Source organism: Mesorhizobium sp. WSM4840 (assembly GCF_055811755.1).
Map to the genome: position 1 here is coordinate 1 of NZ_JBVVQD010000031.1, position 23,310 is coordinate 23,310.

Consider the following 23,310-nt stretch of genomic DNA (forward strand, 5'->3'; position numbering starts at 1 on the left):
AGTTGCCGCCCGCGCTGGCCGTCTACGAGGTGAGGGTCGCGCAATCGTCAATATCCACAGACGGATTTGATTTAAATCGCAGATGATCCGGGAGTAACCAAACACCGGCTTGTCTTATGCGAGAGCCCTTGATTATGTCGCCCTGGCCCGGTTGACTCTGCAATAGGGTTGCCAAGCGAGCCCTGCCAATGTGTCCCCAGCATCATCCATAAGCCGTCCCGAGTTTCTGGCCGGTAGAGCCATCGCACGCGCAGGCTTGCGGCGGCAATCAGCCGGGTGGCGAAGATCGCCGCGAAGGCGGACAGCAAATCGGAAGCCGACTCCCGTTTGTGCGATCTCGAGAGGGCCTTACAGGGCGTTGATTCCTGATAGGATATTCCGCCATCACATCGCTGACGGGCGACAGCTTGCGAAAGCAAAAATGCAGCGGGCCCTCTTGACCAACACCGAAAACAGCGAAATCAATCACCCATTGAACCCATGAACGCAACAACGCCGGCACACTGTCCGGGGCATATGGGTTATTCCCGGCGCCAAGAGACCTATCTGGACGCTCTTGTCGCCGAATAGAAGCTGAGGAATGCCCCGCAGTTAACGGCTCGTTAATCATGCGGGGCGTAGCCAAGAAGCGTCACAGCACCTGCCCAATCACATGTGACCTTAAAGACCCGGCACCCAGATTGTGCCGAGTCTTTTTGTGTCGTTAGGGTAGCCTGATCCAATTGAGCGGGTCAGGAATAATGTCCCAGTGCGGCGATCAGGAACCTTCTTAAGCCGGTCACCGACTTCAAGCCGGGAGCTGCAACGACTTGACTAGGAATGCCCTCCGAGCTTGACGGTGTCAGCCCCGAACGCGCCTTGTTGGCCGTGTGCCAGTCCTGACCGACAGCGGATTGCGACATGACAGCTTCTCCACATCGGAGGTAACCGTGGCGAAGTTGCCGGCGCGCGAGCGCCAGGGAAGGCCGGTTAAAGAGCCAGCCGGCCCGCTTGCAGGAATCGAACCCAGGATCACTGAGGCCTCGGCATCCTCGATGCCCATTGCTTGGCAGGACGCCATTATGGCGTTTCTGCGTTCTGTCTTATCGCTGTGACATTTGCCGCACAGGATGACGTTAACGACACTCTTTTCCCGCGTGAGGTGAGGCGATGCGAGCAGGGTAGAGTGACGCGCGGCAGGGAGGGCAGGAGGCGATGGCAAAGGCTGAAACTCGGTAAGACGGCGCAGACCGTCACGCTCTCTAAAAGAGACTGTTCTTCAGAGAGTATCGTCATAATCGATTCGGCGTCGGAAGGCTCGGCCGCCTGAAGGAGGACGATGGCAATGATGCGGTCACGGGATGGATTGCATGATCCACCGGCACCTGCACGGATCACCTCGCAAAAGTGGCGGGCGGGACCTGGAATCGAGCCGACATTGCGAGATTTTCGCGGCCATGGCGGCTTCGCTGTCTGCTGTCCGCAGGGCGAAGCGCGCATTAGATGGGCCAGCGGCGGATGCACGCGAACCGCGGGGATGACGAACACGACCTTCGCTGGCTAGGACAGCGGCACCGCGAACCCAATGTTGGAGGCTCTACGCCGCTCGATCTGGCGGAGGCGCGGCGGTCGATGCGGCCGGCAGAACCCGCGCTACCGTGAGGCGCTGCCATCTCGATATAGGAGCTGTTGACTTGCAGAACACTGCACTATCTGCGAACGCATCGCGACATGCCCCGACCCTGTGAGCCGCTTCCGCGCGAGGCCGCGCTGTTCTTGACCAGGCGCAGTTCGACGCAGGGCGGCTAGCGCCGACCGGTGTCCTAATGTCGGGGCGCCAGCAAAGTAGAAAATGTTGCATGGCGGTGGGGACGGCCACAACGAGAGCGCCCGATCGGCCGTCAGCTGGTCGGGATTGCGCAGGCCGATCGGGTGCCGTTCAGTCAGGCATCCCTCGGCTTAGACTAGAGAGCCGCCGCTCGAACTAGCTTCGTTCGCCGGCGTCGGCCGCAGCGGGATCCGATACTCGCTCAGCATTGTGACAACATCGGCGATACGATTTTTGTCACTCTCCGTCAGCCGCAGATCGACCTCGACGAATGCGCGCCGACTTCCGATACGGGCGCCTCAGTGTGGGCGCTTGCTCAAGCCGATGTAACCAGGGCGGCCTGCCGGGTTTGCGACCGCGTTGCACATAACCATTGCTCTCAGCGCCATCAGGGACGACCGGCCTGACATCGTCGGCGCAATGCCGGACTCGAATACCATTCGATCGTGGAGAGCGACCGCTCGATGCGGCCGAGTTCCCGAAGAGCTTGGCCAGTTGGCTTCTCTCGGTGATGCCGAAAGCTTCTTCAAGATCGTCGAGGGCACAATGGCACGGGTGTTGATCGACGCCGCAAGATGAAGCAATCGATTTCCAGCTTGGGCAGGTAGGCAATCCGGTCGGTCAGCCCGCCAGGTTTGAGGCACCAGGCGCATCCGGCGCCGATCGCAGCCAATGAAAGCGTGTCTGGCCAATGGTCGGGTCGCGGCGTTGAATTTCGGCTTTGACCGACACCCAACCCACGCCGACCGTACAAGAGCGCGGGCGAATTCGTAGACGTGGTGACAAAGCTCTGGGAAAGTTGGGAGGTTGATGCGCTCATCGCGAACCCGGAGGCGCCGGTCTGCCACACTAGTGGTCGTACGGAATCGGGCCCACGCTCTCAGTTAAAAAACTCAGGAGAAACATGATCCAAAAACCGAAGCTTTGGGAGCTCAGTTCCTGCCCCGCGTAGTGCCTATTTGTGTGCGCTATTCTGCCATACGCCTAATGAGATTGTCCCACCTGATGACCGTCCCTAACTTGGCTGCGATCAAAGCCAAAAGCTGGCAGGCAACAGGAGTGACCATGAAGAACATTATGAGTGTCGGTGGGGACGGTGGAGATGGTAGACTGGTCATCGTGTCAAACAGGGTTGCGCTGCCCGACGAGCACGGGTCACTGCCCCCGGGCGGAATGGCCATTGCGCTGAACGCCGCGCTCAAGCAACGAGGCGGCCTTTGGATGGGCTGGTCGGGGAAGGTGAAAGCCGAGAAGAACCAGCTGTCACCGACGATGCAGGAGGCCAACGGCATCACCTATGCCCTTGCCGATCTCTCACAGAAGGATCTGGACGAATATTACTACGGCTTCGCCAACAGGGTTCTTTGGCCGGTCTTCCACTGCCGTGTCGACCTCGCCGAATACAACGACGCGAGAAAGTCAGGATACTACCGCGTCAACCGACTCTTCGCAGAGTCTTTGATGCCGCTCCACCGCGAAGACGACGTCATATGGGTGCAGGATTATCACCTGATCCCTCTAGGGAAAGAACTGCGCGAGCGCGGCTGCCGCAACCGGATCGGCTTTTTCCTGCACATACCATGGCCGCCGGCGGACATCCTCGCCACCGTGCCGCTCTGCGAAGAATTACTGGAAGCGCTTTCGTTCTATGACCTTGTCGGCTTTCAAACCGACGACGATCTTGACAACTTCGCCGAATGTCTACGCCGCCGAAACTTAGGGCGTCTCATGAAAGACCGTAGCTGCCTAGTCAAAGGGCGGGAGTTTCGCTGCGGGGTTTTTCCAATCGGTATCGACACGGCCAAGTTCGAGAGCCTCGCAGAGCTAGCGACGCGCGACGGGGATCTGCAGGAAGTTTACAAGAGGACTGCTGGCTGTGACGTCGCCATTGGTGTCGACCGATTGGATTATTCCAAGGGCATCGATCAGCGCATCGTGGCGTTTCGTCATTTCCTCGATCGTAACAGCCATCGCGTCCGCAAGACGCTACTGCTGCAGATTACCCCGAAATCCCGCGGGGAAATACCGGCCTATCTGGCGCTGCAAAAGCGCATCGCCGAATTGGTGGGAAGTGTCAATGGGGAACTTGGAACCATCGATTGGGTACCAGTGCACTACACCAATCGTTCGCATGGCCCGCTGCAACTGGCCGGCCTCTATCGACTGGCACGCGTTGGCCTGGTGACGCCGCTCCGCGACGGCATGAATCTGGTGGCGAAGGAATATGTGGCTGCGCAAGACCCAAGCAATCCGGGCGTCCTCGTGCTCTCGCAATTCGCCGGCGCCGCTGGCGAATTGGAGGGAGCGGTGCTTGTCAATCCCTATGACCCAGAGGCTGTGGCGGCCTCCACGGAAAAGGCATTTCGCATGTCGCCAGACGAACGGAAAGACCGTTGGGGCGCAATGAAGAACAGTCTCAACGGCCACGATGTGTATCGATGGTGCCACGACTTTCTCGCCAACCTCGAGGCGGAGGACTTGCCAGCATGAGGCTGATCGCGACCAAGTGAATCAGGGCAGCATTCGGGCCTCGCCGAGGCGTGGTTAATGTGCTGTGGGTAAGCCGGATGGCGACGACCGCAGACCAATTACCCAGTTGGGTTGTAACCGATTGTGCTGGCACGGGAGCGAAGAACTCGCGGCTGCGGCCACTCATCGAACTAGTTGAGCCGATCCGCAATAGGGCTCTCGTCGCCGGATCCGTCAGTGTCGAGCATTCGACTGTTATCGCTTCGCTGATCGAGACCCCGTGTATTGAATATGTCGACCACCCGGTTGGCGACATTGCTGATGTGCTAAGCAGCATCGACCTACACCGGACGTCAGATCTCAAGACGTTAGCTTGAGCACATTCCATATTAAAACAAGAGGAAAAAGACATGGGTGAGCTCTCTTGCAGTCGGCAGATTTCTTCAAACACGTGTGAGCGGCCACGACTGATTGTCGGCGGCGCTCGCGCCGCACGGCCACAGCAAATGCTGGCATCCATTGACCTGAATTTACTGTTGTCTCTTGAGGCGCTGCTGGAGCACCGCAACGTCACGCATGCGGCTCGGCACGTGCGCTTGAGCCAACCGTCGATGAGCCGAGCGTTGACAAGGCTGCGTGGCATTTTCAATGACGATCTTTTGGTTCGAGGCTCGAGCGGCTTGGTCCCGACGCCGCAGGCCGAACGGTTGGCCCAAATGCTGCCGCCGGTGTTGGATGCGCTCCGCGGGATGGTGAACCGCCAGGGGGAATGGCGATCAAAGACAATAATGGCGATACCCGACCATCAAGCCCTGATCTTGCTGCCGCCTCTCCTACCCCTGCTGCGCGAGCACGCGCCTAATCTCGACATCGTCACCGGCTCGTTTCTAACTGGCGCGCTCCGGCGGCTTGAACAAGGCGAGATCGATCTGGCCGTTGGGCAGACCGGTGGCACGCCACCGGGCTTCTTTCGGCGCAGGCTCTATACTGACCGCTTCGCGTGCCTGCTACGTTGCGACCACCCAGCCCTGGCGCAGGAATGGACGATGGAGGCCTTCGCTGCCCTTCGCCACGCCGCCATTGACTCGGATTCGAAGGACGGCTTCGGCCGGGTGCATGACGATCTGGCCAATTTACACCTCCAAGATCGCGATCCGGTGCTGGTTTCCAACCTCCTGACGGCCGCTGTGGCCATCGCGGCGACCGATCTGGTGCTGATTGTACCACACCGCGTCGCGACACGGATCGCCGCCTTGCTCCCCCTAGCGATTGTCGATCCGCCGGTGGAACTGTCGCCTTACGAGGTTGGGCTGATTTGGCACGAGCGTTGCCATCGCGACCCAGAGCATCACTGGCTGCGCCACAAGATTGCCGCCGCAGCGGCGGCGGGAACAGAGCTGGCGCATCCATCGAAAATGAGAGGGCAAACGGCTGATGCTTCGCCAAGGGAAGAAGCATGATGCGATCGAAGTCTGGCACTATCTTCAGGACCGAGCCAGTTCATTACCCCCTCGTCCATCGGGACGCGATTCTGGTTCCGCTGTCCCAACTCAGTGAAACCGACGCGCGCTGACTTCGAGCGAGCATCTGCTGTGAAGAAGGTATTCACAGTTTCAGCCAACTACACAAACCAAGACCCACCTCCTTCGACCGCCGTTCGGCCGCATCAAGGGTTTCGCAGGCCAGGTTCTCAGGGTGTTACCGAGGTGCATGCATCGATTCTGGCCGCGTATCTTGGCCCGGACCCTTTGGCAGGTAAGTGTTTGGCACAAATTGCGAGTTCTCGGATCTTCGGCAATCTGCCCAACGATGTGCGGCAGATCGATATCCTTGAGCACCGTTTGTTGCGGCCGGGGCGCTGCGCGCAGATCGTCATCATCGATTGCCGCGAATGGGAGCAACATGGGTACGGTCATGCGAAGCTCTCTTCCGGACTGCTGCAACTAGCCCTGGTTTCCGAAGACAGGCTGGACCGAGAGGCGGTTTTCTCCGACGGGTATTCCGATTACCTGTTGTGGCCACTGATCGAGCAGGAAGTTGTGAGCAGACTGACCGCCTGCGTCGCTCAGATCGCGCGGCGTTCTGCACCGCTATTCTTCTCAGCCGATACCCTCGTTCAGAAGGCTTGCGATCTGCTGGCACAGCGAGTCGATCAGCAGATCGCCCTCAGCGAACTGGCGCGCATAGCCGGGACCAACAAGACAACGCTCGTCAACCGCTTCGAGGCTGCCTTTGGCTGCGGGCCTATGACCTGGTTACGGCACTACCGGATGATGGAGGCTGCCGCCCGCTTGCGAAGCGGGCATGAAAGCGTGGCCGAGATCGCTGAGTCCTTAGGCTACGAAAACAGCAACAATTTCTCCACGGCGTTCAAGGCGATCCATGGGCTCTCGCCGCTGCGCTATCGCAAAATGGCGGCGCGCAGAGAAAGGTCTGCCTGACGCAAAGGTGGGGATCGGAAGAAACTGGTATACAGCCAGTGAAGACGCGCAAAGATCACCTGATACTCAAGCGTTTACCCACTCCAGGCACTTTGCGGCTTTTACAGCTACGCTCAGAAAAGGAAGACAAGCATGTTGAACGCGGTCGCAGCGCATTTTCAAGGGCATGAACAGAGCTATTCGGACGAGAACTATGAGGCGGCGGGCGCGTTTTTCGGCGCCAAGTCCCTGGTTTTGGCCCAGCCAGGTGCTGCGCGCCCCAGTGACGACACGATCGCCAACGATCAAGGAACAGTACAGTTTCACCTCATTGGTCAGAAGACCGATGACCCGGCGTACAGCGGCATCATGAAAGAAAATCAGGACAACCTTCTGGCTATAGGAGGACTCATTCACCACTACATGCATACCCATTATCCTAACGTTGATGCGAAAAAACTTGACATCAACACCTGGACGAACGTTGTGGGCAACATTCCCGATCTTTCGATGGGAGGGCAAAAACAGAAAGGTTACTCAAACAAGTTTGCTGGCACCTCCGTTTCAGCCACGTTCCTCTCCTTGATCGCGAAGGCGATCGTCACTGACGGGGCGTCTCTGCTAACGGATTTCGAGTCCTTCCTCACTGAGATGGGCAACCTGACCTTCAGCGCCAACAGCAAGTCGCAGCAGTACAAGGCTCTGACATGCACCTACCAAAGCTATCTTCTCGATAACGGGGCAGGCGGATATTACGACTACGGAGCAATTGTTCTGCGACAAGTCAAGTTCAATGAGTACTTCCTTGATCTAAAATCTTCTTGCTCGTCGACACGATACGTCAATGTCGACATAATTTATAACGAGGTTACCAATATCGTTCAGACTCGCCGGATCCGCAACGGCGGCCCCGATTACAAGAACTTCCAGGGGATCGTGAATAAGAACGCCACCGAGCAGTTTATGAATGCCAAGAACTTCTTTAACGGCGGCTCGACCCCGCAACAAGACATCACGCCCCAGGTCTGATCCTAATGATTGGTCTCGAATGCAGCAGCGCACCAACCGACGGTGTCAATTCGAAGAAACCTCGCCAGCGTCATAGATCAGGTCCGGCTGTCAGCGGTGCCGACGAACTCCGGCCCCGCTTCTATAGGAAACCAACTATGAACCCCATCGCAGAAACAACTGCGGGCCTCTTCCTGGTAATCGGCGCCCATAGCAGCGGCCCCCTCGAAGCGGAGAGGATTTGCTCAGGCTTGATCCAGAAACTGTCCGAAGGCTCAATTCTGAACTTGGATCCTAGTATTGTGGCAGAATGCCATGCAAATGGTGCCGAACCAGGTGGACGCCGCCATGGCTTCGAAGACCCTGAACCGCAGGATGGCCGTTGCGGATTTCCCAAGAACCCTTGCGTCAATTTGCGCCGATGCTGCCGACGGCGACAAAGCAGGCGTCAATCTGGCGAAGCCCATCAGTGTCTATCTGAGCAGATACGGCGAACCGACTGCATTCAATTGCTTCATCCTGGATCAATCGGACTCCGCGAAAATCTATTTATCTTTAACCTGCCTTGCCGTTTTCGATGGTGGAAGCCCTGGCAGTTTCGCCGTCACCTCAACATTGCTGAAGGCGTGCCTGAATCTGTCAAACAAGAATACGCAGTCCACTATCGCGCAGGTTTTCGGCCGCTTCGGCCCGCCGAGCGACTCACCTTACTACCTGCGCGTCTTGCCCTGATCCGTATGCCAGATTCTACATTCAGCCAGAAGGAGGAATATGTGAATACCGCACATTCCGTCGGCGGAAGCGAAGTCGGTGTGCGCCTTGTAGCGGGAAAGCCCATGCCCTATTGTGAAGACTTCGCGAAGGCGGACGGATGGTCCGCAGCGGATGTCAGCGTTCGTCTCAACAATAAGGCGGGCCGGAAATTTCTCACTTTCTTGCGAAGATCTGGGGTGACCACGGTCGTTCGGTATTACGCGAGTTCCGCGAGGCCAAAAACCGTCACGCTCAAAGAGGCGAAACTGCTGTCTAGGCAGGGTTTCGGAATTCTACCGATTTTCCAGGACAGCAGCCGCCATATTTCCAATTTCTCGAGCTCGATCGGTACTGCAAATGCAAAGAGTGCTATGGGGTTCGCAAAGCGAGTCGGCCAGCCGAAAGATAGGGGCAGTACGATTTTTTTCGCCGTCGATTTGGACTATCCGGCTACGCAGATCGACGGCCCCATCCTCGCCTACTTCCACGCGATTAAAGAGGAGATCAACGGCAATTTCGTAATCGGCGCGTATGGGAGCGGTGCCGTGCTCTCAAAATTATTAGCGGAGGGACTGATCACGGTTCCATGGATATCTATGTCGCGACTGTTTCTTGGAACCGAGCAGTTCTTCTATTCCAACCGATGGTCGATGCGGCAGGTACCTCCAGAGGTTGCCCATGACCCCTCTGGGGTGGGCTATGATCGCAATATCGTTCGGGTTCCTCGGAGGGAGATCGGGGCCTTCCAAGTTGATGAGTCGGGCGAAGGCTCTCTGGCCTAGGATGGCGAGGGACTCCGGCTCGTAGACGCGGGTACTTGGAGGAAGCGTGAGATGCTCAATGGATTAACTAAGCCTTTGTCATGGCAGCTTGCCCGATCGTGGTGATTGCGTCGTGGGGGTGGACGGCGCGCTTCATATGGATGGCTACACCATCAACACGGATCGAGATGCTTCCCAAGTCAGCTCCTGCAACAAAGAAGGCCAACGAGACGGCGTTTAATGAGTCTATGTTGTTAGCATTGGCAGCGGTTTGGAGTTTTCTAAGAGTCTATGAATTTCTTTGAAGGATCTATTACACCGCCTGCCGCCGACGGCTCGACCGAGAACTCTTCGCAGACCATCCTGCCCTGTTGCGCCGCTTTCGGTCGCGTGGCTCAGGGGCTTCGCCGCCCCGCCGGGAATGGTCATCACCCGCTTCACGCCTTCATCCGCGAGAGCCGAGCGGGCAACATCGCGTTCGATGACCTGGAGGTCTTCGCCCAATTGGTCGAACTCGCGCAGATGCCGATCGACCGCGAGGCGCTCGTCCCCTCTCTGGTTCCAAACGGAGCAATCCTAACGGATCGCTCCAGAGAGGGGCGGGCCACCCCATAATCACAGCTACGGACCGATGGGAATCCTGGCTATATGACCGAAGCCACGAAACAAATGCGGAGGGTCACGAATTGGAAATGTCTCAAAATCGCAGGACGGAAGCACGCCATCTTGCGAACGGACACGCTTAGCCGATCGGCCGAAACGCCGGTCATAACCCGACCAAACCCACCACTGACGTGTATGCAGCGCCCTGCGCACATGTATTACATACGCGTAGTGGCGCGGCGTCGGAGGCCGACTGCTAGGAAGCGGTCGAGCATTGCATTCACCTGGTCAGCCACTTCGATGGTGTTGAAATGGCCAGCTAACAACGTCTTGGCCAGGATGAGCTGCGAACAACGAGCCTTTAGCCAGTCGAGATCCCGGGTAGCGTTCACTAACGGCACATCCGCCGATATGTAAGCCATAGGGACTTTGCAACGCGATGCGGCGGAGACGCGTCATAGTTGAGAATGTAGTTACGCATTGCCGAATAGGCCACATGCTGCGGTGTCTTCTCGCACGAGGGCTGGATGTAGATGTTGTGGATGCTCTCGCGCCTGGCAATATCGTCGTAGTCGACGGCCATGGACAACGCATTTTTCCGCAAAACGGCCCGATAGTTTGGACCGGAAATTTCATCCAGTAAACGACCGACGTCGGCGCTTTCGCGCAACGCCGATCCTGGCGTGACAATGGAATCGATCATCACCAGACCTGAGACCTGGTCTGGATAGCGCCCGCACAGATCAAGTGCGACCGATCCACCCATGCTGTGGCCGATGATCAGCGGTTTCTCCAGCTTCAGCTCGGCGCATTGCCATGCTACGTCATCGGCAAAACCCTCGATCGTGTACTCCTGCTTCGGTCCGTCGCTCTCCCCGTGACCGCGAAGGTTGACCGCTACAACGTGCCGACTGTGAGCAAAATATTCGATCTGCGGCGTGAATATCCTGTGATCGCCTGTCCAACCGTGAATTAAGATCAGCGGTGGAGTCAGGGGTGAAGCCGGTCTTGCTTCGAAGTGTGCGAGGCATACCCCGGCGCGCTTCATCAGAATGGGACCCGATCGGGCTGCGTTCTTCAAGTGCGGCTCCTTTTCTCTGTGTTGGCCTTCTAAAGGGTAGATGATTGTGCCCAGAGCGGAGAATGGACCCGAACGCAGTCAGATCGCGGAGGCGATGCGTTCGCCGATCCTTTCCCGGCCGGCGTAGCCGGATTGACAGTTCCTGAAAGCAGACGGCCCGATCGAAAGCGGAAGGCCGCTATCAATCGGTCCTGACCCTCGGCAAAATAGGAACCGACTGATGCTGAAACACGATGGTCTGTAAGAGGCACCAAGCCGGGGAATGTCGACTTGGCCCGGTGCAGAAGCATCGGCGGGAATGACGTGGATGCGTAAAGCCAGTCGGTAAGATGCCGACGCGGCCGAAGGTGAACTTGAAGGATCTAAATGTCTGAGCAGGATCGGACCGCCAGTGTCAAAGCGGCGATCAGACAACGCGCCTATTTGCCACCATAGCCTCCAATTCGTCAACGAGAGCGGAGGCCGCGATTTCATGTTTCATGGCATCGCCTAAGCGTCGGGCCGCATCCCGGTAACACGGTTCCTGAACTAGCCGACTGACGGCGTCGCGATCTCGGCCTCAGGAGCACTCGACGGTAGGCGTAGACCAGCTCCCTTCGACACAACTCGTGCGGCATTATCCCCTTGGTCGCGCCCGTTCGGGAGCACCAATTGCGGCAGACCGTTTATCAACGCGCGGCTGACGGTGCCGTGGCCGCCCTGCGTCACGACGAGGCAGACTTCCTTCATCACTAGGTCATGCGGTGCACCGTGCAGCAGATGCACGTTCCTGGGGGCCTCCAGTTTTCTCGAGTCAAGATGGGGGCCGATGGTCGCTACTGCGTCCACGTCCAGCGTACCCAGTGCGCTGATGATCCGCTGAACCAATTCGTCTTGACCCTGAGCCCCGGTGCTGCAGGCGACAAGCACACGAGGTCGACCGGAGTCCATAGGCCAGGGAGCCGCCCAGCCCTTCGACCAATTCGGTTGATCGAGCAGCGGCCCGACATAACGAACGTTATCGGGCAGAGAGTCGGCTGAAAAGTCGAAGGTCTGGCTGATCGCGAGCAAGTACCGATCAGCACACTGGAACAAATCCACCGTCTTGTCTAAGCCGCAGAGGCCGAGGCCGGCGCGCGCCTCGTTTAAAAGTGGAAGGAACTGGTTCAAAAAGCACGCCCAGCCTTCGCTCGCCGCAGCGGCCGCGATCCGCTCTTTTGGCGTTTGCGGCTGCACGAACCCGCTGGTGACCGGCGGAGTCCCTGGGAGAGGGCGAAGGCTAACATGGGGTGCCAACATTGCGATAGGCACGCCCGCAGCTTCGGCGCCCAATACGGCACCGAACAATAGATCGATGGCAATGACAGCATCCGTCGGGATGCGGCCGATCTCATCCCGGATATCGGCCGCATAGGCTGGCGCGGGGCCGAACACCGCCTTTTGAAACCAGTCACGGATGTCCGAAAAGTTAGTCGGGTCCGCGTCTTTGCCTATCGGGGCACGCCGCCAGAACACGAATTCGCAGTCCGCCGAAGCCACTTCACTCTGCATCACTGGATCAGCCATGACGCGGACGCTATGGCCGCGCCGTTGCAGTCTTCGGGCCGCAGTCAGCAACGGACTCAGATTACCCGACGTCCCCCAGGACGCAAGCAGGAAGCTATACACAACAACACCTCACCTTAATTGTGAATGGAACCGAATTCGTTCGAAATCAGGCGACCACCAACGAAAACTTGACCGATGACGGTGCCCTCATGACGAGGATGGGTATGACTCCGCTTTTCAAAGCGTAGCTCTCGCCCCCCGGCAGAATACCACCCAGGACATTGATCACACATCATGACGCACTCCAAAGGCCCCGCTTTCGCGCAAGCAACGCGAGGCGACGATGGCCGCCACTGCTTGAATTTCGCGACGGATCTCTCAATGCCCAGTGCTGCCGGTGATCGATCCGCGCACAGCTATGTTGATGCTAGCGGTAGCGGCGGAGAGCATGACCCGGTCCGCCGCCCTGATCCAAACGGCATCATGGAGGCAACGCAATATACTAGTTCTACTAATACCGCAGGCTGCTCGGGGAAGATCAAGCAGCGCTTCCACATTCCTAAGTGCGCATTTCGCAAAGCCGGACAGGGGTTCCGCTAATTCCCGGACAGTGGTGGAGTGCACCCCTGGACTGAGAGACAAAAAATGGCGGACAGTTTCCCTGCAAGGGAGGAAACTGAGGGCATCGCCGGAAGGCAAGGATTTATTGATGAGGACCAAAAACGGGAGCTGCTCCAGCGCATGGAGGCGGGCGAAAACGTGAAAGTGCTTACAACCAATATGAAGCCAAAGAGAACGCACAGGCCCGAGCCTCCTCCAAGGAAATATATTCCTATAATGTGCAGGACATAGACGGTCAAAGACATCGAGCCGACTGCGATTATTGGCCAGACCAGCTTTTGCAGCTGCGGGAGCGCATCCATAGCGAGCCAGCAAGCCGCCAACATGCTCATTGCGCAACCGGTGCTGCCCACGATCGAGAACGTCGTTTCGCCATGAGGTGCGGCTATCCATGGCGACCAGGGGAGGTCGCCGCCGTCCGACCACCACCCGGCGGATTCCTGCAGATCGCCGGGTACATCAGGCAGCAAACGCAGCGCGAGGAAGGATCCGCCATGGCCCAACACAGCCAGCGCGACCCCCGTTAGGCCGAGGCGCCAATGCATTGCCTGCGTACTAAGGTCAAGGCGCGCAATGGCAATGCCTGCGATCACGAAAGGAACCCAGGTTGTCGCGGGATAAATGCCGCTGACCATAAGCTCGAACACCGGATCGAAAGTACGACTTCTCGGAGCCAAACATTGACGCAAGGTGGAAGCGCAATTGCGGTAGAACTAATGCGGTCGCCGCAGCGAGGAAGCCCAGCGGCTCTGCACTGAGCTGACAGAGCGGCAGGACCAACAAGAAGCAGATTCCGTAGTATGGCAGAACGATCAGGACCTGGGTGCCGAGGTAGACCAGGATTGAGCCAAGAGCGAGCAAAACAAGGGCACGAATTGCGACTCTGGCACCGGCTATCCCCGACTTCGGCGCTTTGCGACCGGTAATCAGGAGCATCGAAAAACCGGCCAATACGGCAAACGGGCGATGGGTTAGTTCCATCAGAAACCCAACTAGTCCTCCTTCGCCGGGGTCGGGACCGAGATGGGCGGCATACATCCCGAAGACAACCAGGCCCCGAGCGAGGTCGATGCCGACCAACCGATCTCCGACCGACCCATGGCTCGCGCCGGCCATCGGCGAGTTCTCGACTGGCGGTGCCTGTCCCATGCTGGGCTCCTTCCTTGGTTGTGTCGGTCGCGGGGCCTGCGACAGGAGAGCCGGTCGGCTGCTGCCGTCGTCTCACCCTCAAAGGGTGCAAATCTCGTTCCAATCTGACGGACGAACCGGCGACAAAGTTTATGCTTGCTGTTCAGCTCTTTTGGCCTGCCGCAAACAACAGATCGGCCCACGAGGCCTGTGGCGCGGACCTGACAAACCGTGTCGCGGGTCCGCCATTTTGAGACAATTGCGGTGAACCGGCGAGAGCCTCAGCGACAGCGGATGGTCCGATCAGCACGCCCGCGGCCTCGGCGAGCGGACACCTCGGCCACTGTCATTTGGCACTTAACCGGGTTCTTCCTCAATTTGTGTGGCGCGGTAGCAGCATTCGTGGTCTCAGCAGTTCGGGGCCTGCCCTGCCGTACATTGCGCGCTTGAGGGTCTTGAGGCGGTTGATCTGACCTTCGGCCTGTCCGGGACGCAGGGCAGTGGCGTTGCGGACAAAAAAGCCCGCGGCCCGCGCCCGTCATCCCGTTCTGCCAAGCGAAATGTCGTCGAGGTCCTCTTCGATCACCCCAGCCGCGTATAGCTGATCGAGCAAGTCGGCGACTGCAAGGACGCTCGCTCCGTCCGTGACCCGCATAATCAGCTCCGAGGCTGTACAGTTCCCGCTCGCGATTAGATGGCCAATGGGAATCGGAACCACCCCGTCGAGCACTCGATGCTCACTGTTGCGTGAGCGGAGATGGAAGCAGTGGTCCCCTGCCTCGTATTGCAGGTCTCCGCGGAAGCGAATTGGCCGGTTGGGAGGCGGGCTTTCGAGCATATTCTCGTCGATGATGCTACCGAGACCCTTCCGGAACTCGTCGGGCGTGCTGAAGAAACGTTGAGCCACGATTCGGTACCCGAGAGGCCAGCGTTCGCTACCGGGTACCGGCGTCACCAGTTGTAAACGTCCCTGCCGCATGTTCACGAGAAAGCCAGAAACACAGGCGATTGTCGTGGGACAGCCCTCCGGCACGGCGATTGCGGCAGCTTTGCCGGCTGCCCTGAGTTTCTCCTTCCGCGCTCGTGCGCGCCCGGTGAAAGCCTTTGCGGTCGGCCCGTCCTTGCCCTGCAGGATGAGTTCGACCCCCATCAGGTCCTCGGGCGAAAACGCCGCGTGTATCTGATTAAGATGGTCCGTGCTTAGCACCGAGAAACGATTGGTCACGCGACCGTAGCGTTCGAACAGTTCGAGCACGCGGTTGGTGAGTGCCTGATCCTTGAGCGGGGCCGCCGTCGTCGTTTGTGGCAATTCGCCCGTGATTTGATGGTAGTCGAACAGAAAACGGTCGTACCCCGGGTTGTCGATCGGGTCTGTGGCCCAGTAACAGAAGCCAGTGCGGACTGCCGAACCAAACATTTCGCTCGCCACACGGAGCACGCCGCGCCAAACCTCTGCATGCTCCTCAGTGTATTCATAGTAACCTTTGAAGGTTCCCGCCGAGAGGCCACAGAACCAGCAACCGACGGTGCAGCCTTCGCTCAGCTCGAAAGCGATGACGGAGTGCGCGATCGACGGCGCCAATTCGCCCATTTCGTCGTTACAGCGCCGGATTTGGCGCTCGCGCCAGGCATGAAAGCGAGGGTTGATAGTCGACATTTCGCCTTGGCCGCGCAGGAGGTCGCGATGGCGCAACATCTCCCGCGTATACTCATCCCACATCATAGCCAGCGGCCACGGGGCAGACTCCGGCTTGAAGCGATACTTCAGGTAGTCACCGCACCAGAGCGGCAGCATCTCCATTGGGTCAACTTCGATGCCGTAGCGCGCGGTCACTATCCGAGGGTTGTCGAGGTTCTCGGAAAGCGCCGTACGGAATTTCCCATCACCGGCCAGCCGCTCCATGAAGCGCTTGATATGTGACAAACTGCGCCGTTCCTTAGGCGTGCGCCGATCAAAAATCTGCCGCCAGCGTTCGCTCCGAGGGTAGAGATGAGCCGTTGCAGCGGCCCCTTGTCCGCCTGATGGCATTATCTTCTCGTTGACAAGCTTTGCGATCATGTTCTCTTCAGACCGGCTCCTTCGAGCCAATGCGATCAGAGCTAGCTCGCGACCGCTACAACTATCACAATAAGGACAACGACCGCGACGGTTGCAGTTTTTCCGCCGACTTTAACAGGGCTCATGGATGTACACGGAGTGCAATTAGCCAACGCATTGGTGTGTACAAGGTTGGTCAAGATCGAAACACTCGAACCACCCTTGCGGCCCGCAGTCGCGCGAAGCTTCTTGCTATTTGGTTTTTCTCGGCTGTTCGATCGGATAAAACCTTTAACCTCGTCGAGTGTGATGTTGTAGTCGAGGTCCTTTGCAAACTCTACAATCGATGCAAGCCCTCCAGCACGCCGTTTGAGGTTTTCAAGCGGACTGCCTTTTTCTCCTAACTCGTTGACGAATCGCTCTACGTCAGTTCGCGCCATAGTTAATTCCCGCCTCTGCTCAGTGTCCAAGCTATCCAGCCATCTCGCTCTCACAAGCGATCGGCTGATGTACCAGCAAGCTCCGTACCAACCTCAAATCTCTGCGCGTTATCTGACCGCACGTTGTCAACTTACCGACGTTTTTTGGATCTTCTGTATCGTGGCCGAGTAGCTCAGCCATTCGGCTTCGCCTTAAAAGATCCGGGCGGGTGGATTTCCCACACCATTGTGGCCGGCTATATTTGGTGCGGGAAAGCCGCACGCCACATTCTATCAGAGCCGGGGGCGACCGCCGCCGGTGACCCGGTGGGCGACGTAGCGAGCCAGCCCTCTCCAGCCCATCGGCCCGTCATTTGCGCAGCAGATCGTGCCCGCTCATATGCCGGGCAGGCCCAGATCGAGCGGGACAAGATCCGGCTTCCCGTCGGTCATTGGCAAGCCAGGCCGGCATGGGTTCGCCTCACGGATCATCTGGTCCACCGTCCGGATGATATACGCGCCTGCAATTTCGGATCGATCTCCAGCGTCCGCAGGAATGCAATCCGTTCGGTCAGTCCGACCAGGTTGGATGCACCCGGCGCTTCCGGCGCCGATCGCAGCCAATGAAAGCGCGTCTGCCCGATGGCCGGGTCAACCTCCAAGAGCTTATCCAATGATTGAAGCGTATCGACCGAAATTTCTTCGATGAGCGCTCTCTCTGCCCGCCGACGTGCAATCGAGCGGCCCGCGAGTCCTATTCGCTCGACCGTCTCGGTCACCGGAAGCAGGGAACCGCGTTCCCGAAAAGACGCCGCGATGGCTTTTCGCAATCCCGACGCTGTCGTCGGGATTGTTGCCGCTTGAATCGCAGCCAGTAGCGCCGCTCGACGGTCCTCCCCCGTTGCGCTCTTCGTATCCAGATACATCATCAAGCGCGCGGCGTGGTCGCGACGGGTTTCTTCACGGCGCGCATAGAGCGCGAACGTTCCGAGGTCAGCGCCGACCTGATCGGCAACATACTTTAGCATTGCGCGAGGCGAAGTCTCTCCGGCGGCGAGCACTCTACCTGGGTGGCGCATCAGACAAAGCTGAACAGCAAAGCCGAGCCGATTGTGTTCTCGCCTCCGAAGGCCAATCTCAGGCCTGTCAGCCGACGACAGCGAATAGTGTCGGATGAGGCTGTCCTCATCGGTCGGCACACGGAAAAGTCTATGCCGATCTTGATCTTTGAGAAGCTTCCGTCTGCGCATCGCCCGACTCCATCACAGTACTCGATCGAACGATGACAAACTGGGCGGCACATACGTCAGCCTTGGCTACGGCTATCCACAGAGATCAAGTGCAAGGCGACCGATATCGCACTCGGGTTCTCGCTAGGCATCCCAAAGATGGGGCACTCGGCTGCTGCGGGTCACCGTCGACGACAGTCACACTTACTGATCTCGATTTGATTGTTGAACCTCGGTCTTAAGAGCAGCAGTGCTGACCTCAAGCTCCTTAACCGATGTCGAAATGAGTTTGGCGGCATGGCACGCGCAAGCGGAGCACCCTGGCCAGCCATTGTGCTCCAATCCGTGCTCATTCCTTGCTTTTAATAGTTCGGGCAAAACTCGCGCTTAGGTGAAAAGAAACGGTCGCCCATCCGCGACGATTGCAATAATGGCACCTTTTATATGGGGTAGCGTTTCATTCAGCGTCCGATCTTGCAACGAGCGTTTCGGATCGCTAATGCCACATTGTGGTTTCGTATCTAGGGTGTAGGTATGATGGATGATCTTGACCGGCGGATACTCGGCGCCCTTCAAAAGAACAACAGGCTATCGTTCTCCGAGCTTGCGGACCTCGTGGGTTCGTCTGCTGCCTCATGCATGCGCCGTGTCAATAAGTTACGCGGCGACGGGGTTATCACCGCAGACATCTCCCTAGTCGACCCCAAGGCGCTCGGTAAGTCGCTGACCGTGGTCGTCACAGTGGAGCTCGATCGCGAGCGTTTAGACCTTGTCGACGACTTCAAGCGAGCAATGAGGACGGCGAAAGAAGTCACTCAATGCTATATGGTGACAGGTGATGCTGACTTCGTTCTTATTGTAGCAGTAGAGGACGTTGAGGCCTTTGACGTTTTTGTAAAGACCAAACTCTACACAAATCCCAATGTCCGCAAGTTCAAGAGCATGATTGCGCTGGACCGCGTGAAGTTTGAGCCCCGGTCGCTAGTGTAGGCCCTTTTAAGGCTGAACGTTTCCGCCACTTCCATCCCGTTTTTGAAGCGTGCATTGCGGCAGGGGCGCCACTTTGATCGCAATCACGGCATCGAAGTCTGCGATTTAATTGGAACACCGGGCGACCGGCGGCCGGCCACAAAAGGGGTTATGGCCCCGCTCAAGCGGTAATCGATCGCGCTAACGACGCCTGGCACGCGCAGCGTGCTGGCGATCCGAGGTGCGCCAACATTTGAATTGCTGAGCTGTGGAGCCGCTGGGCGGTTCCGCAGCGGCAAATCGTAGCCGGGCGTGCGGAGCGCCTGGTTGCAAGATTTGGAGGACTCAGGAATGACACTTGCTGCAGCCGAACCTGCAACAGCTCTCCCAGCCATAGAGCAACGCCACCGGGATCAACGGCAGTATCCCCATGGCGTAGCCTTCATGGATGGTCAGTACCTGCCGATGTCCGAAGCCAAGGTCTCCGTTCTGGACTGGGGCTTTCTGCATTCCGATGCCACCTACGATACCGTCCATGTGTGGGATGGGAGGTTCTTCAGGCTGGACCTGCACCTGGACCGGTTCTTCCGCGGGATGGAAAAGCTCCGTATGAAGCTTCCCTACAACCGCAGTGAGATCGAAAATATCCTGTCGACCTGTGTGGCGCTATCCGAGCACAAGTCGGCGTATGTGGAAATGATCTGCACGCGAGGCGGCTCGCCCACCTTTAGCCGTGACCCGCGCCAGTCGGAGAACAGGTTCATTGCATTCGCGGTGCCTTTCGGGTCGGTTGCCAACGAGGAGCAGCTGCAGCGCGGCCTGCATGTCGCCATCAGCAACACCGTCCGGATCCCGCCCAAGTCGATCGATCCGACCATCAAGAACTATCACTGGCTCGATTTGGTGAAGGGCCTGTTCGATGCGTACGACTTCGGTGCCGAAACCGCATTGCTCGTCGACATCAACGACAACATTGCCGAGGGGCCAGGCTTCAACGTTTTCGCCGTGAAGGACGGCCGCTTGAAGACACCGGCTTATGGCGTCCTTGCCGGCATTACCCGCCAGACCGTATTTGATCTATGCGACGAACTGAGCCTATCCGTCAGCGCCGGCGACATTGATCGCGACGAGCTGAAGGGCTCCGATGAGGTTTTCATCACGTCTACAGCGGGCGGGATCATGCCCGTGTCTAAGATTGACGAAACCGTTGTAGGCGACGGCAAGGTTGGCGCTCTGACTCGCCAGCTGAAAGTCCTGTATTGGGAGAAGCATGCCGATCCGGCATGGTCGACCGCGGTAAATTACCCGTAGTACCGCGATATATTGTCGAGCGTTCCTCCCCAGCGCGGGGAGGGCTGTGCCGCCGTGAGTTTGCCGATGACCGACGCTTTCATTTCTCATCTCTCGAATGAGCTCACCGGCCTGAAATCGGCCGGCCTCTACACATCCGAGCGGGTGATCACGTCGACCCAGTCGGCGCAGATCGAGGTCGGCGGGCAGAAGGTGCTTAATTTCTGCGCCAACAACTATGTCGGCCTCGCCGACAGCGCCGAGCTGCGCGCGGCGGCCAGCCAGGCGCTCGACCGCTATGGCTATGGGATGGCGTCGGTGCGCTTCATCTGTGGCACGCAGGAGGAGCACAAGGAACTCGAGGCGACGATTTCATCCTTCCTCGGCCTGGAGGACACCATCCTCTATGGCTCCTGCTTTGACGCCAATGGCGGCCTTTTCGAGACGTTGCTGGGGGAGGACGGCAACCACCCCATCTGCCAAGCGACACCCAACGCTGCATGTTGAGCCCACCAAGGTGAAGACGCGGGACTTCCGGTGAACCAGGAAGGCAGGCTAGGCTGGCCCCACGATTCAACCATCCTATCGCCAAGCATCACTCACACCTCGCTTCGTGCGGGCAATTTGCGACTCGATGATGAGCACACCCAATGCGATCCTAAGCTCCGGCTCCTGGGAACCGGAGCGCGCTCGCCTCAACTCACCAAGGAGGGTCTCAAATTCAGATCGCGGTCGGACCGCAAGATCCGCAATGAAGAGCGCCTGCTCGACATCGCGTGCCCTCGCGTCGGTTGGCAGCGCGGCCAAGCGTTCAGTCCACGAACTCACGGCGTGGGCGGCCTCGGCCCCCTGCTCCTGGTAGAGGAGCGCTGCCACGATGAATTCACGCATATTCGGGTTCGCAACGTGGCCGCGGAGAAGCGCAATGTCTTCATTCGACAGTTTGCGCGTGCGGCCAAATTCCGCGAGGGCTATTAGCCAAGGACCTGCATTGACCAAAATTGTAACGCCGGGCGTCGTACTAACCGAAACACTGGAAGCATCAAGCGTGTAAGGGGCGGCCATCGATGCTTGCTCTCGCACCTTGGCCAGCATGCCGTCGGTGTCGAGTAGTTGACGGCCGAGCACTCCGTACATCTCAGCGGTCATCATCGATTTCGGGGTAACGGAATTTGCAGCACGCTCGATGAGCCCGTATGCAGTCGCCCGATCGGTGCCCGATATCTGACTCATAGCGTGAGCCAACACTCTCGCGAGCTCGCTCTCCTCGAAATAACAGCAGCTTTAGCATTTGCGACTAACTCGTTGACAAGATTCGGCGGAAGCGCACGAGCGTCAGCAGCACCAATCAGAAAACGCGTGTAGTAGCTGTTAGGGACCGTCCCCGATTGCACAAATACCGCTGCTACCTTGCTCACGAGCTCTTTGGCCCCTGCGCTAGCGTCGAGGCTCGCCAAGATTGTCCGAAACGCAACGGCCTGAGCGGGCTCATCGGCGTTGCCATGAAATCGAGTGAGTGCGTCAGTTGCGGCCGCCAGACGCGCCTCGCTGTCCCTTGGCAGGCGGCTGAGTGCGAGGCCGATGACCTCGGAATAGCCGAGATCAGCCAATGCCCGGAGATGGGCTCGATCCACCTCGTCAAGCTCCGCCAAACCACGATCGATGCGTGCGATGGAGATGACGCGGAGAATATCGGCAACGGAATCGAGGACACGGTCACGGGCGCCCCGGCCGCGCTGCGCATCGGTGTTGTGGATCAACCACTCCTGCGTCGCCTTCGCAAAACCGAGGAAGGCTGGAAACGCTCCAACTGGATCCAGCGTCGCTGAGTAGGACAACGCCGCGGCATGGCTTTCCATATTCACCGGGCTGAGGTCCAGGACTTCAAAATCCATACGATTGACGTCGAGCTGCACCAACTCACGCGAGCGCCTGTCGATGCCCGGTACGTGCGCCAGAACCTCTTCCAGGGCCCGCGGGTCGCCCGCGCTGAGCGCCATCCAGGCAGCGCGCTCGATGTCCAATGGAGAGGGCGACGAGCCCAAAGCCGGAGGAGCATCGCCGGCGAGCGTTGCATAGTGGGCGGCCGCTCCTGGATCCAGACCTGCGAGTATTGCCGTGAACCACGTCCGGTAGTCCGTCACGTGCGTCCAGACGCCGCTCGTATATCCAGACTGGAGCGGCGCCGACGCTGCAGGATTGTTCGACAGGTTCGCGACGGCGATGCCGGTGTCGACCCTGTCCAACGGCAGGAAGCGCAGGAGGGGCTCGATGGACCGGATACCGTGCCGCACCAACAACGTGCCCGTCGCACCTGGCTCGACATAATACAGGAGGGCATAGGCAAAAAGCAGGAGCGCGACGCCGGTCGCGGCGATACCGATCGCGATTTGCCTCAGCCTTCGCAGCACGGTGCCGAGAATGGTTCGGCCCTGGACCCGCTGCGCTGTATTTGCAACCGGCAGTGTGACCGAGCCCCGTGCAATGCCGCCCTTTACCGGCTCCTGATGTTCGCCGTTCTTATGCTCATAGACATAGAGCGGCACCTGCTCGCAAAGCGCCGGAAACAACTCGGCATCAACATCCACGCGGTCCTTTCGTCCGCCAAAGCTCGCGGCACTGCCCGTATTGAGCAGATCGATAAGATGAGCGGTGAATACACCGCGTTCAACACCATCATCCTCCCACGGCGCTGCTGCTCGCGCGATGAAGCGACATAGAGGCGCGCGACGCTCTGACCGAGGGCGTCAAAGAACGTCATGTGACGCACGAGCCCTTCGGCGAAGCAGCAATCAAGGACGAGTATCGTCCGCTCGGCGACGATCGAGCCCAGCAGGCTATCCAATCGTGCGACATCGAGCAGCGGCAGACCCGCCCCGCCGCCGCTCGGTTGCACGATCAGCCCTGCCGACGAATTGTCCACCCATCCATGACCGGACATGAAGATCCAACAAAGCTCGTACGGCCCTTGCTTGGCCAGCAATGTCAGGCCGGCCTCAAGTGCAGCGGCCGTTGCCGCGTCTTCCTTGACCCTGACGAGATTAAGCTCAGCCGGCTTCCAGCAGGTGCGAAGGTATTGCTCAACGTCATTTGCATCATTGACGGCATACCGCAATTGGCCGAGGCGCCCCACGACGTCTTGGGAATACGCCCCAATGCCAACGATGAACGCCCCGACGGCGGCCAT

The 23,310-nt window shown here is 58.6% G+C and carries 18 protein-coding genes and 4 pseudogenes; 11 read left to right on the forward strand and 11 right to left on the reverse strand.

Annotated elements, in window-relative coordinates:
* Window positions 1–731 precede the first annotated feature (731 nt).
* Entirely contained in the window at window positions 732–902 is a 171-nt protein-coding gene (locus AC0L3I_RS29585) for a hypothetical protein (protein ID WP_473529232.1), read from the reverse strand.
* 1,302 nt (window positions 903–2,204) lie between these two features.
* A pseudogene (locus AC0L3I_RS29590) lies at window positions 2,205–2,391 on the reverse strand (Tn3 family transposase); the annotation flags it as partial.
* A 118-nt stretch (window positions 2,392–2,509) separates the two neighbouring features.
* On the opposite strand from AC0L3I_RS29590, the pseudogene AC0L3I_RS29595 reads away from it, so the two are divergent.
* The 8 genes and pseudogenes from AC0L3I_RS29595 to AC0L3I_RS29630 all read left to right on the forward strand — a co-directional run.
* Window positions 2,510–2,643: pseudogene (locus tag AC0L3I_RS29595) on the forward strand (LLM class flavin-dependent oxidoreductase); the annotation flags it as partial.
* A gap of 229 nt (window positions 2,644–2,872) precedes the next feature.
* Window positions 2,873–4,297 carry an alpha,alpha-trehalose-phosphate synthase (UDP-forming) gene (locus AC0L3I_RS29600; RefSeq protein WP_292516523.1) on the forward strand — a complete coding sequence of 475 codons (1,425 nt, stop codon included), beginning with the start codon at window positions 2,873–2,875 and terminating at the stop codon, window positions 4,295–4,297.
* 416 nt (window positions 4,298–4,713) lie between these two features.
* A complete protein-coding gene (locus AC0L3I_RS29605) occupies window positions 4,714–5,736 on the forward strand; it encodes a LysR family transcriptional regulator (RefSeq protein WP_473529293.1) in 1,023 nt (340 codons plus the stop codon).
* Window positions 5,737–5,982: 246 nt separating this feature from the next.
* On the forward strand, window positions 5,983–6,717 hold the full coding sequence (locus tag AC0L3I_RS29610) for a helix-turn-helix domain-containing protein (protein ID WP_473529233.1): 735 nt from the start codon (window positions 5,983–5,985) through the stop codon (window positions 6,715–6,717).
* 132 nt (window positions 6,718–6,849) lie between these two features.
* Window positions 6,850–7,725, forward strand: a complete 876-nt coding sequence (locus tag AC0L3I_RS29615; RefSeq protein ID WP_473529234.1) for a hypothetical protein — start codon at window positions 6,850–6,852, stop codon at window positions 7,723–7,725.
* 279 nt (window positions 7,726–8,004) lie between these two features.
* A complete protein-coding gene (locus AC0L3I_RS29620; protein WP_473529235.1) occupies window positions 8,005–8,436 on the forward strand; it encodes a glutamate acetyltransferase in 432 nt (143 codons plus the stop codon).
* A gap of 41 nt (window positions 8,437–8,477) precedes the next feature.
* A complete protein-coding gene (locus AC0L3I_RS29625; protein WP_473529236.1) occupies window positions 8,478–9,239 on the forward strand; it encodes a glycoside hydrolase domain-containing protein in 762 nt (253 codons plus the stop codon).
* Between the two features lie 270 nt (window positions 9,240–9,509).
* The gene (locus AC0L3I_RS29630; RefSeq protein WP_473529237.1) at window positions 9,510–9,833 is read left to right on the forward strand and encodes a hypothetical protein; all 324 of its coding nucleotides are present in this window, start codon (window positions 9,510–9,512) and stop codon (window positions 9,831–9,833) included.
* 379 nt (window positions 9,834–10,212) lie between these two features.
* Here AC0L3I_RS29630 and AC0L3I_RS29635 read toward each other — a convergent pair whose 3' ends face one another.
* The 6 genes and pseudogenes from AC0L3I_RS29635 to AC0L3I_RS29660 all read right to left on the reverse strand — a co-directional run.
* Window positions 10,213–10,902 (reverse strand): alpha/beta fold hydrolase, encoded by a 690-nt coding sequence (locus AC0L3I_RS29635; protein WP_473529238.1) that lies wholly within the window; start codon window positions 10,900–10,902, stop codon window positions 10,213–10,215.
* A 528-nt stretch (window positions 10,903–11,430) separates the two neighbouring features.
* Entirely contained in the window at window positions 11,431–12,447 is a 1,017-nt protein-coding gene (locus AC0L3I_RS29640) for a nucleotide disphospho-sugar-binding domain-containing protein (protein ID WP_473529239.1), read from the reverse strand.
* Between the two features lie 1,164 nt (window positions 12,448–13,611).
* Window positions 13,612–14,199, reverse strand: a complete 588-nt coding sequence (locus AC0L3I_RS29645; protein WP_473529240.1) for an acetyltransferase domain-containing protein — start codon at window positions 14,197–14,199, stop codon at window positions 13,612–13,614.
* 517 nt (window positions 14,200–14,716) lie between these two features.
* Window positions 14,717–16,237, reverse strand: coding sequence for a radical SAM family RiPP maturation amino acid epimerase (locus tag AC0L3I_RS29650; protein WP_473529241.1), 1,521 nt, complete (start codon window positions 16,235–16,237; stop codon window positions 14,717–14,719).
* A 41-nt stretch (window positions 16,238–16,278) separates the two neighbouring features.
* Entirely contained in the window at window positions 16,279–16,656 is a 378-nt protein-coding gene (locus AC0L3I_RS29655) for a Nif11-like leader peptide family natural product precursor (protein ID WP_473529242.1), read from the reverse strand.
* 427 nt (window positions 16,657–17,083) lie between these two features.
* Window positions 17,084–17,885 (reverse strand): annotated as a pseudogene (locus tag AC0L3I_RS29660) (DUF4158 domain-containing protein); the annotation flags it as partial.
* Window positions 17,886–18,398: 513 nt separating this feature from the next.
* Between AC0L3I_RS29660 and AC0L3I_RS29665 the strand changes: the two are divergent.
* The 3 genes and pseudogenes from AC0L3I_RS29665 to AC0L3I_RS29675 form a co-directional block, all read left to right on the forward strand.
* Window positions 18,399–18,854, forward strand: a complete 456-nt coding sequence (locus AC0L3I_RS29665) for an Lrp/AsnC family transcriptional regulator (protein ID WP_473529243.1) — start codon at window positions 18,399–18,401, stop codon at window positions 18,852–18,854.
* A gap of 330 nt (window positions 18,855–19,184) precedes the next feature.
* Complete coding sequence (locus AC0L3I_RS29670) at window positions 19,185–20,144, forward strand: aminotransferase class IV (protein WP_473529244.1); 960 nt, start codon at window positions 19,185–19,187, stop codon at window positions 20,142–20,144.
* A gap of 66 nt (window positions 20,145–20,210) precedes the next feature.
* Window positions 20,211–20,585: pseudogene (locus tag AC0L3I_RS29675) on the forward strand (aminotransferase class I/II-fold pyridoxal phosphate-dependent enzyme); the annotation flags it as partial.
* A gap of 120 nt (window positions 20,586–20,705) precedes the next feature.
* Here the strand turns inward: AC0L3I_RS29675 and AC0L3I_RS29680 are convergent.
* The 3 genes from AC0L3I_RS29680 to AC0L3I_RS29690 are packed head-to-tail and all read right to left on the reverse strand — an operon-like array spanning window position 20,706 to window position 23,310.
* On the reverse strand, window positions 20,706–21,356 hold the full coding sequence (locus tag AC0L3I_RS29680) for a hypothetical protein (protein WP_473529245.1): 651 nt from the start codon (window positions 21,354–21,356) through the stop codon (window positions 20,706–20,708).
* Window positions 21,353–22,711 (reverse strand): hypothetical protein, encoded by a 1,359-nt coding sequence (locus tag AC0L3I_RS29685; protein ID WP_473529246.1) that lies wholly within the window; start codon window positions 22,709–22,711, stop codon window positions 21,353–21,355. Before AC0L3I_RS29685 ends, AC0L3I_RS29680 begins: the two co-directional genes overlap by 4 nt.
* The gene (locus AC0L3I_RS29690) at window positions 22,618–23,310 is read right to left on the reverse strand and encodes a caspase family protein (protein WP_473529247.1); all 693 of its coding nucleotides are present in this window, start codon (window positions 23,308–23,310) and stop codon (window positions 22,618–22,620) included. The genes AC0L3I_RS29685 and AC0L3I_RS29690 overlap by 94 nt, the downstream gene beginning before the upstream one ends.

Coding starts and splice junctions, on each gene's coding strand:
- AC0L3I_RS29585 (WP_473529232.1), bottom strand. CDS start 902: ATGTCGCAATCCGCTGTCGGTCAGGACTGGCACACGGCCAACAAGGCG.
- AC0L3I_RS29600 (WP_292516523.1), top strand. CDS start 2,873: ATGAAGAACATTATGAGTGTCGGTGGGGACGGTGGAGATGGTAGACTG.
- AC0L3I_RS29615 (WP_473529234.1), top strand. CDS start 6,850: ATGTTGAACGCGGTCGCAGCGCATTTTCAAGGGCATGAACAGAGCTAT.
- AC0L3I_RS29630 (WP_473529237.1), top strand. CDS start 9,510: ATGAATTTCTTTGAAGGATCTATTACACCGCCTGCCGCCGACGGCTCG.
- AC0L3I_RS29640 (WP_473529239.1), bottom strand. CDS start 12,447: ATGGCTGATCCAGTGATGCAGAGTGAAGTGGCTTCGGCGGACTGCGAA.
- AC0L3I_RS29645 (WP_473529240.1), bottom strand. CDS start 14,199: ATGGGACAGGCACCGCCAGTCGAGAACTCGCCGATGGCCGGCGCGAGC.
- AC0L3I_RS29650 (WP_473529241.1), bottom strand. CDS start 16,237: ATGATCGCAAAGCTTGTCAACGAGAAGATAATGCCATCAGGCGGACAA.
- AC0L3I_RS29655 (WP_473529242.1), bottom strand. CDS start 16,656: ATGGCGCGAACTGACGTAGAGCGATTCGTCAACGAGTTAGGAGAAAAA.
- AC0L3I_RS29665 (WP_473529243.1), top strand. CDS start 18,399: ATGATGGATGATCTTGACCGGCGGATACTCGGCGCCCTTCAAAAGAAC.
- AC0L3I_RS29670 (WP_473529244.1), top strand. CDS start 19,185: ATGACACTTGCTGCAGCCGAACCTGCAACAGCTCTCCCAGCCATAGAG.
- AC0L3I_RS29680 (WP_473529245.1), bottom strand. CDS start 21,356: ATGAGTCAGATATCGGGCACCGATCGGGCGACTGCATACGGGCTCATC.
- AC0L3I_RS29690 (WP_473529247.1), bottom strand. CDS start 23,310: ATGGCCGCCGTCGGGGCGTTCATCGTTGGCATTGGGGCGTATTCCCAA.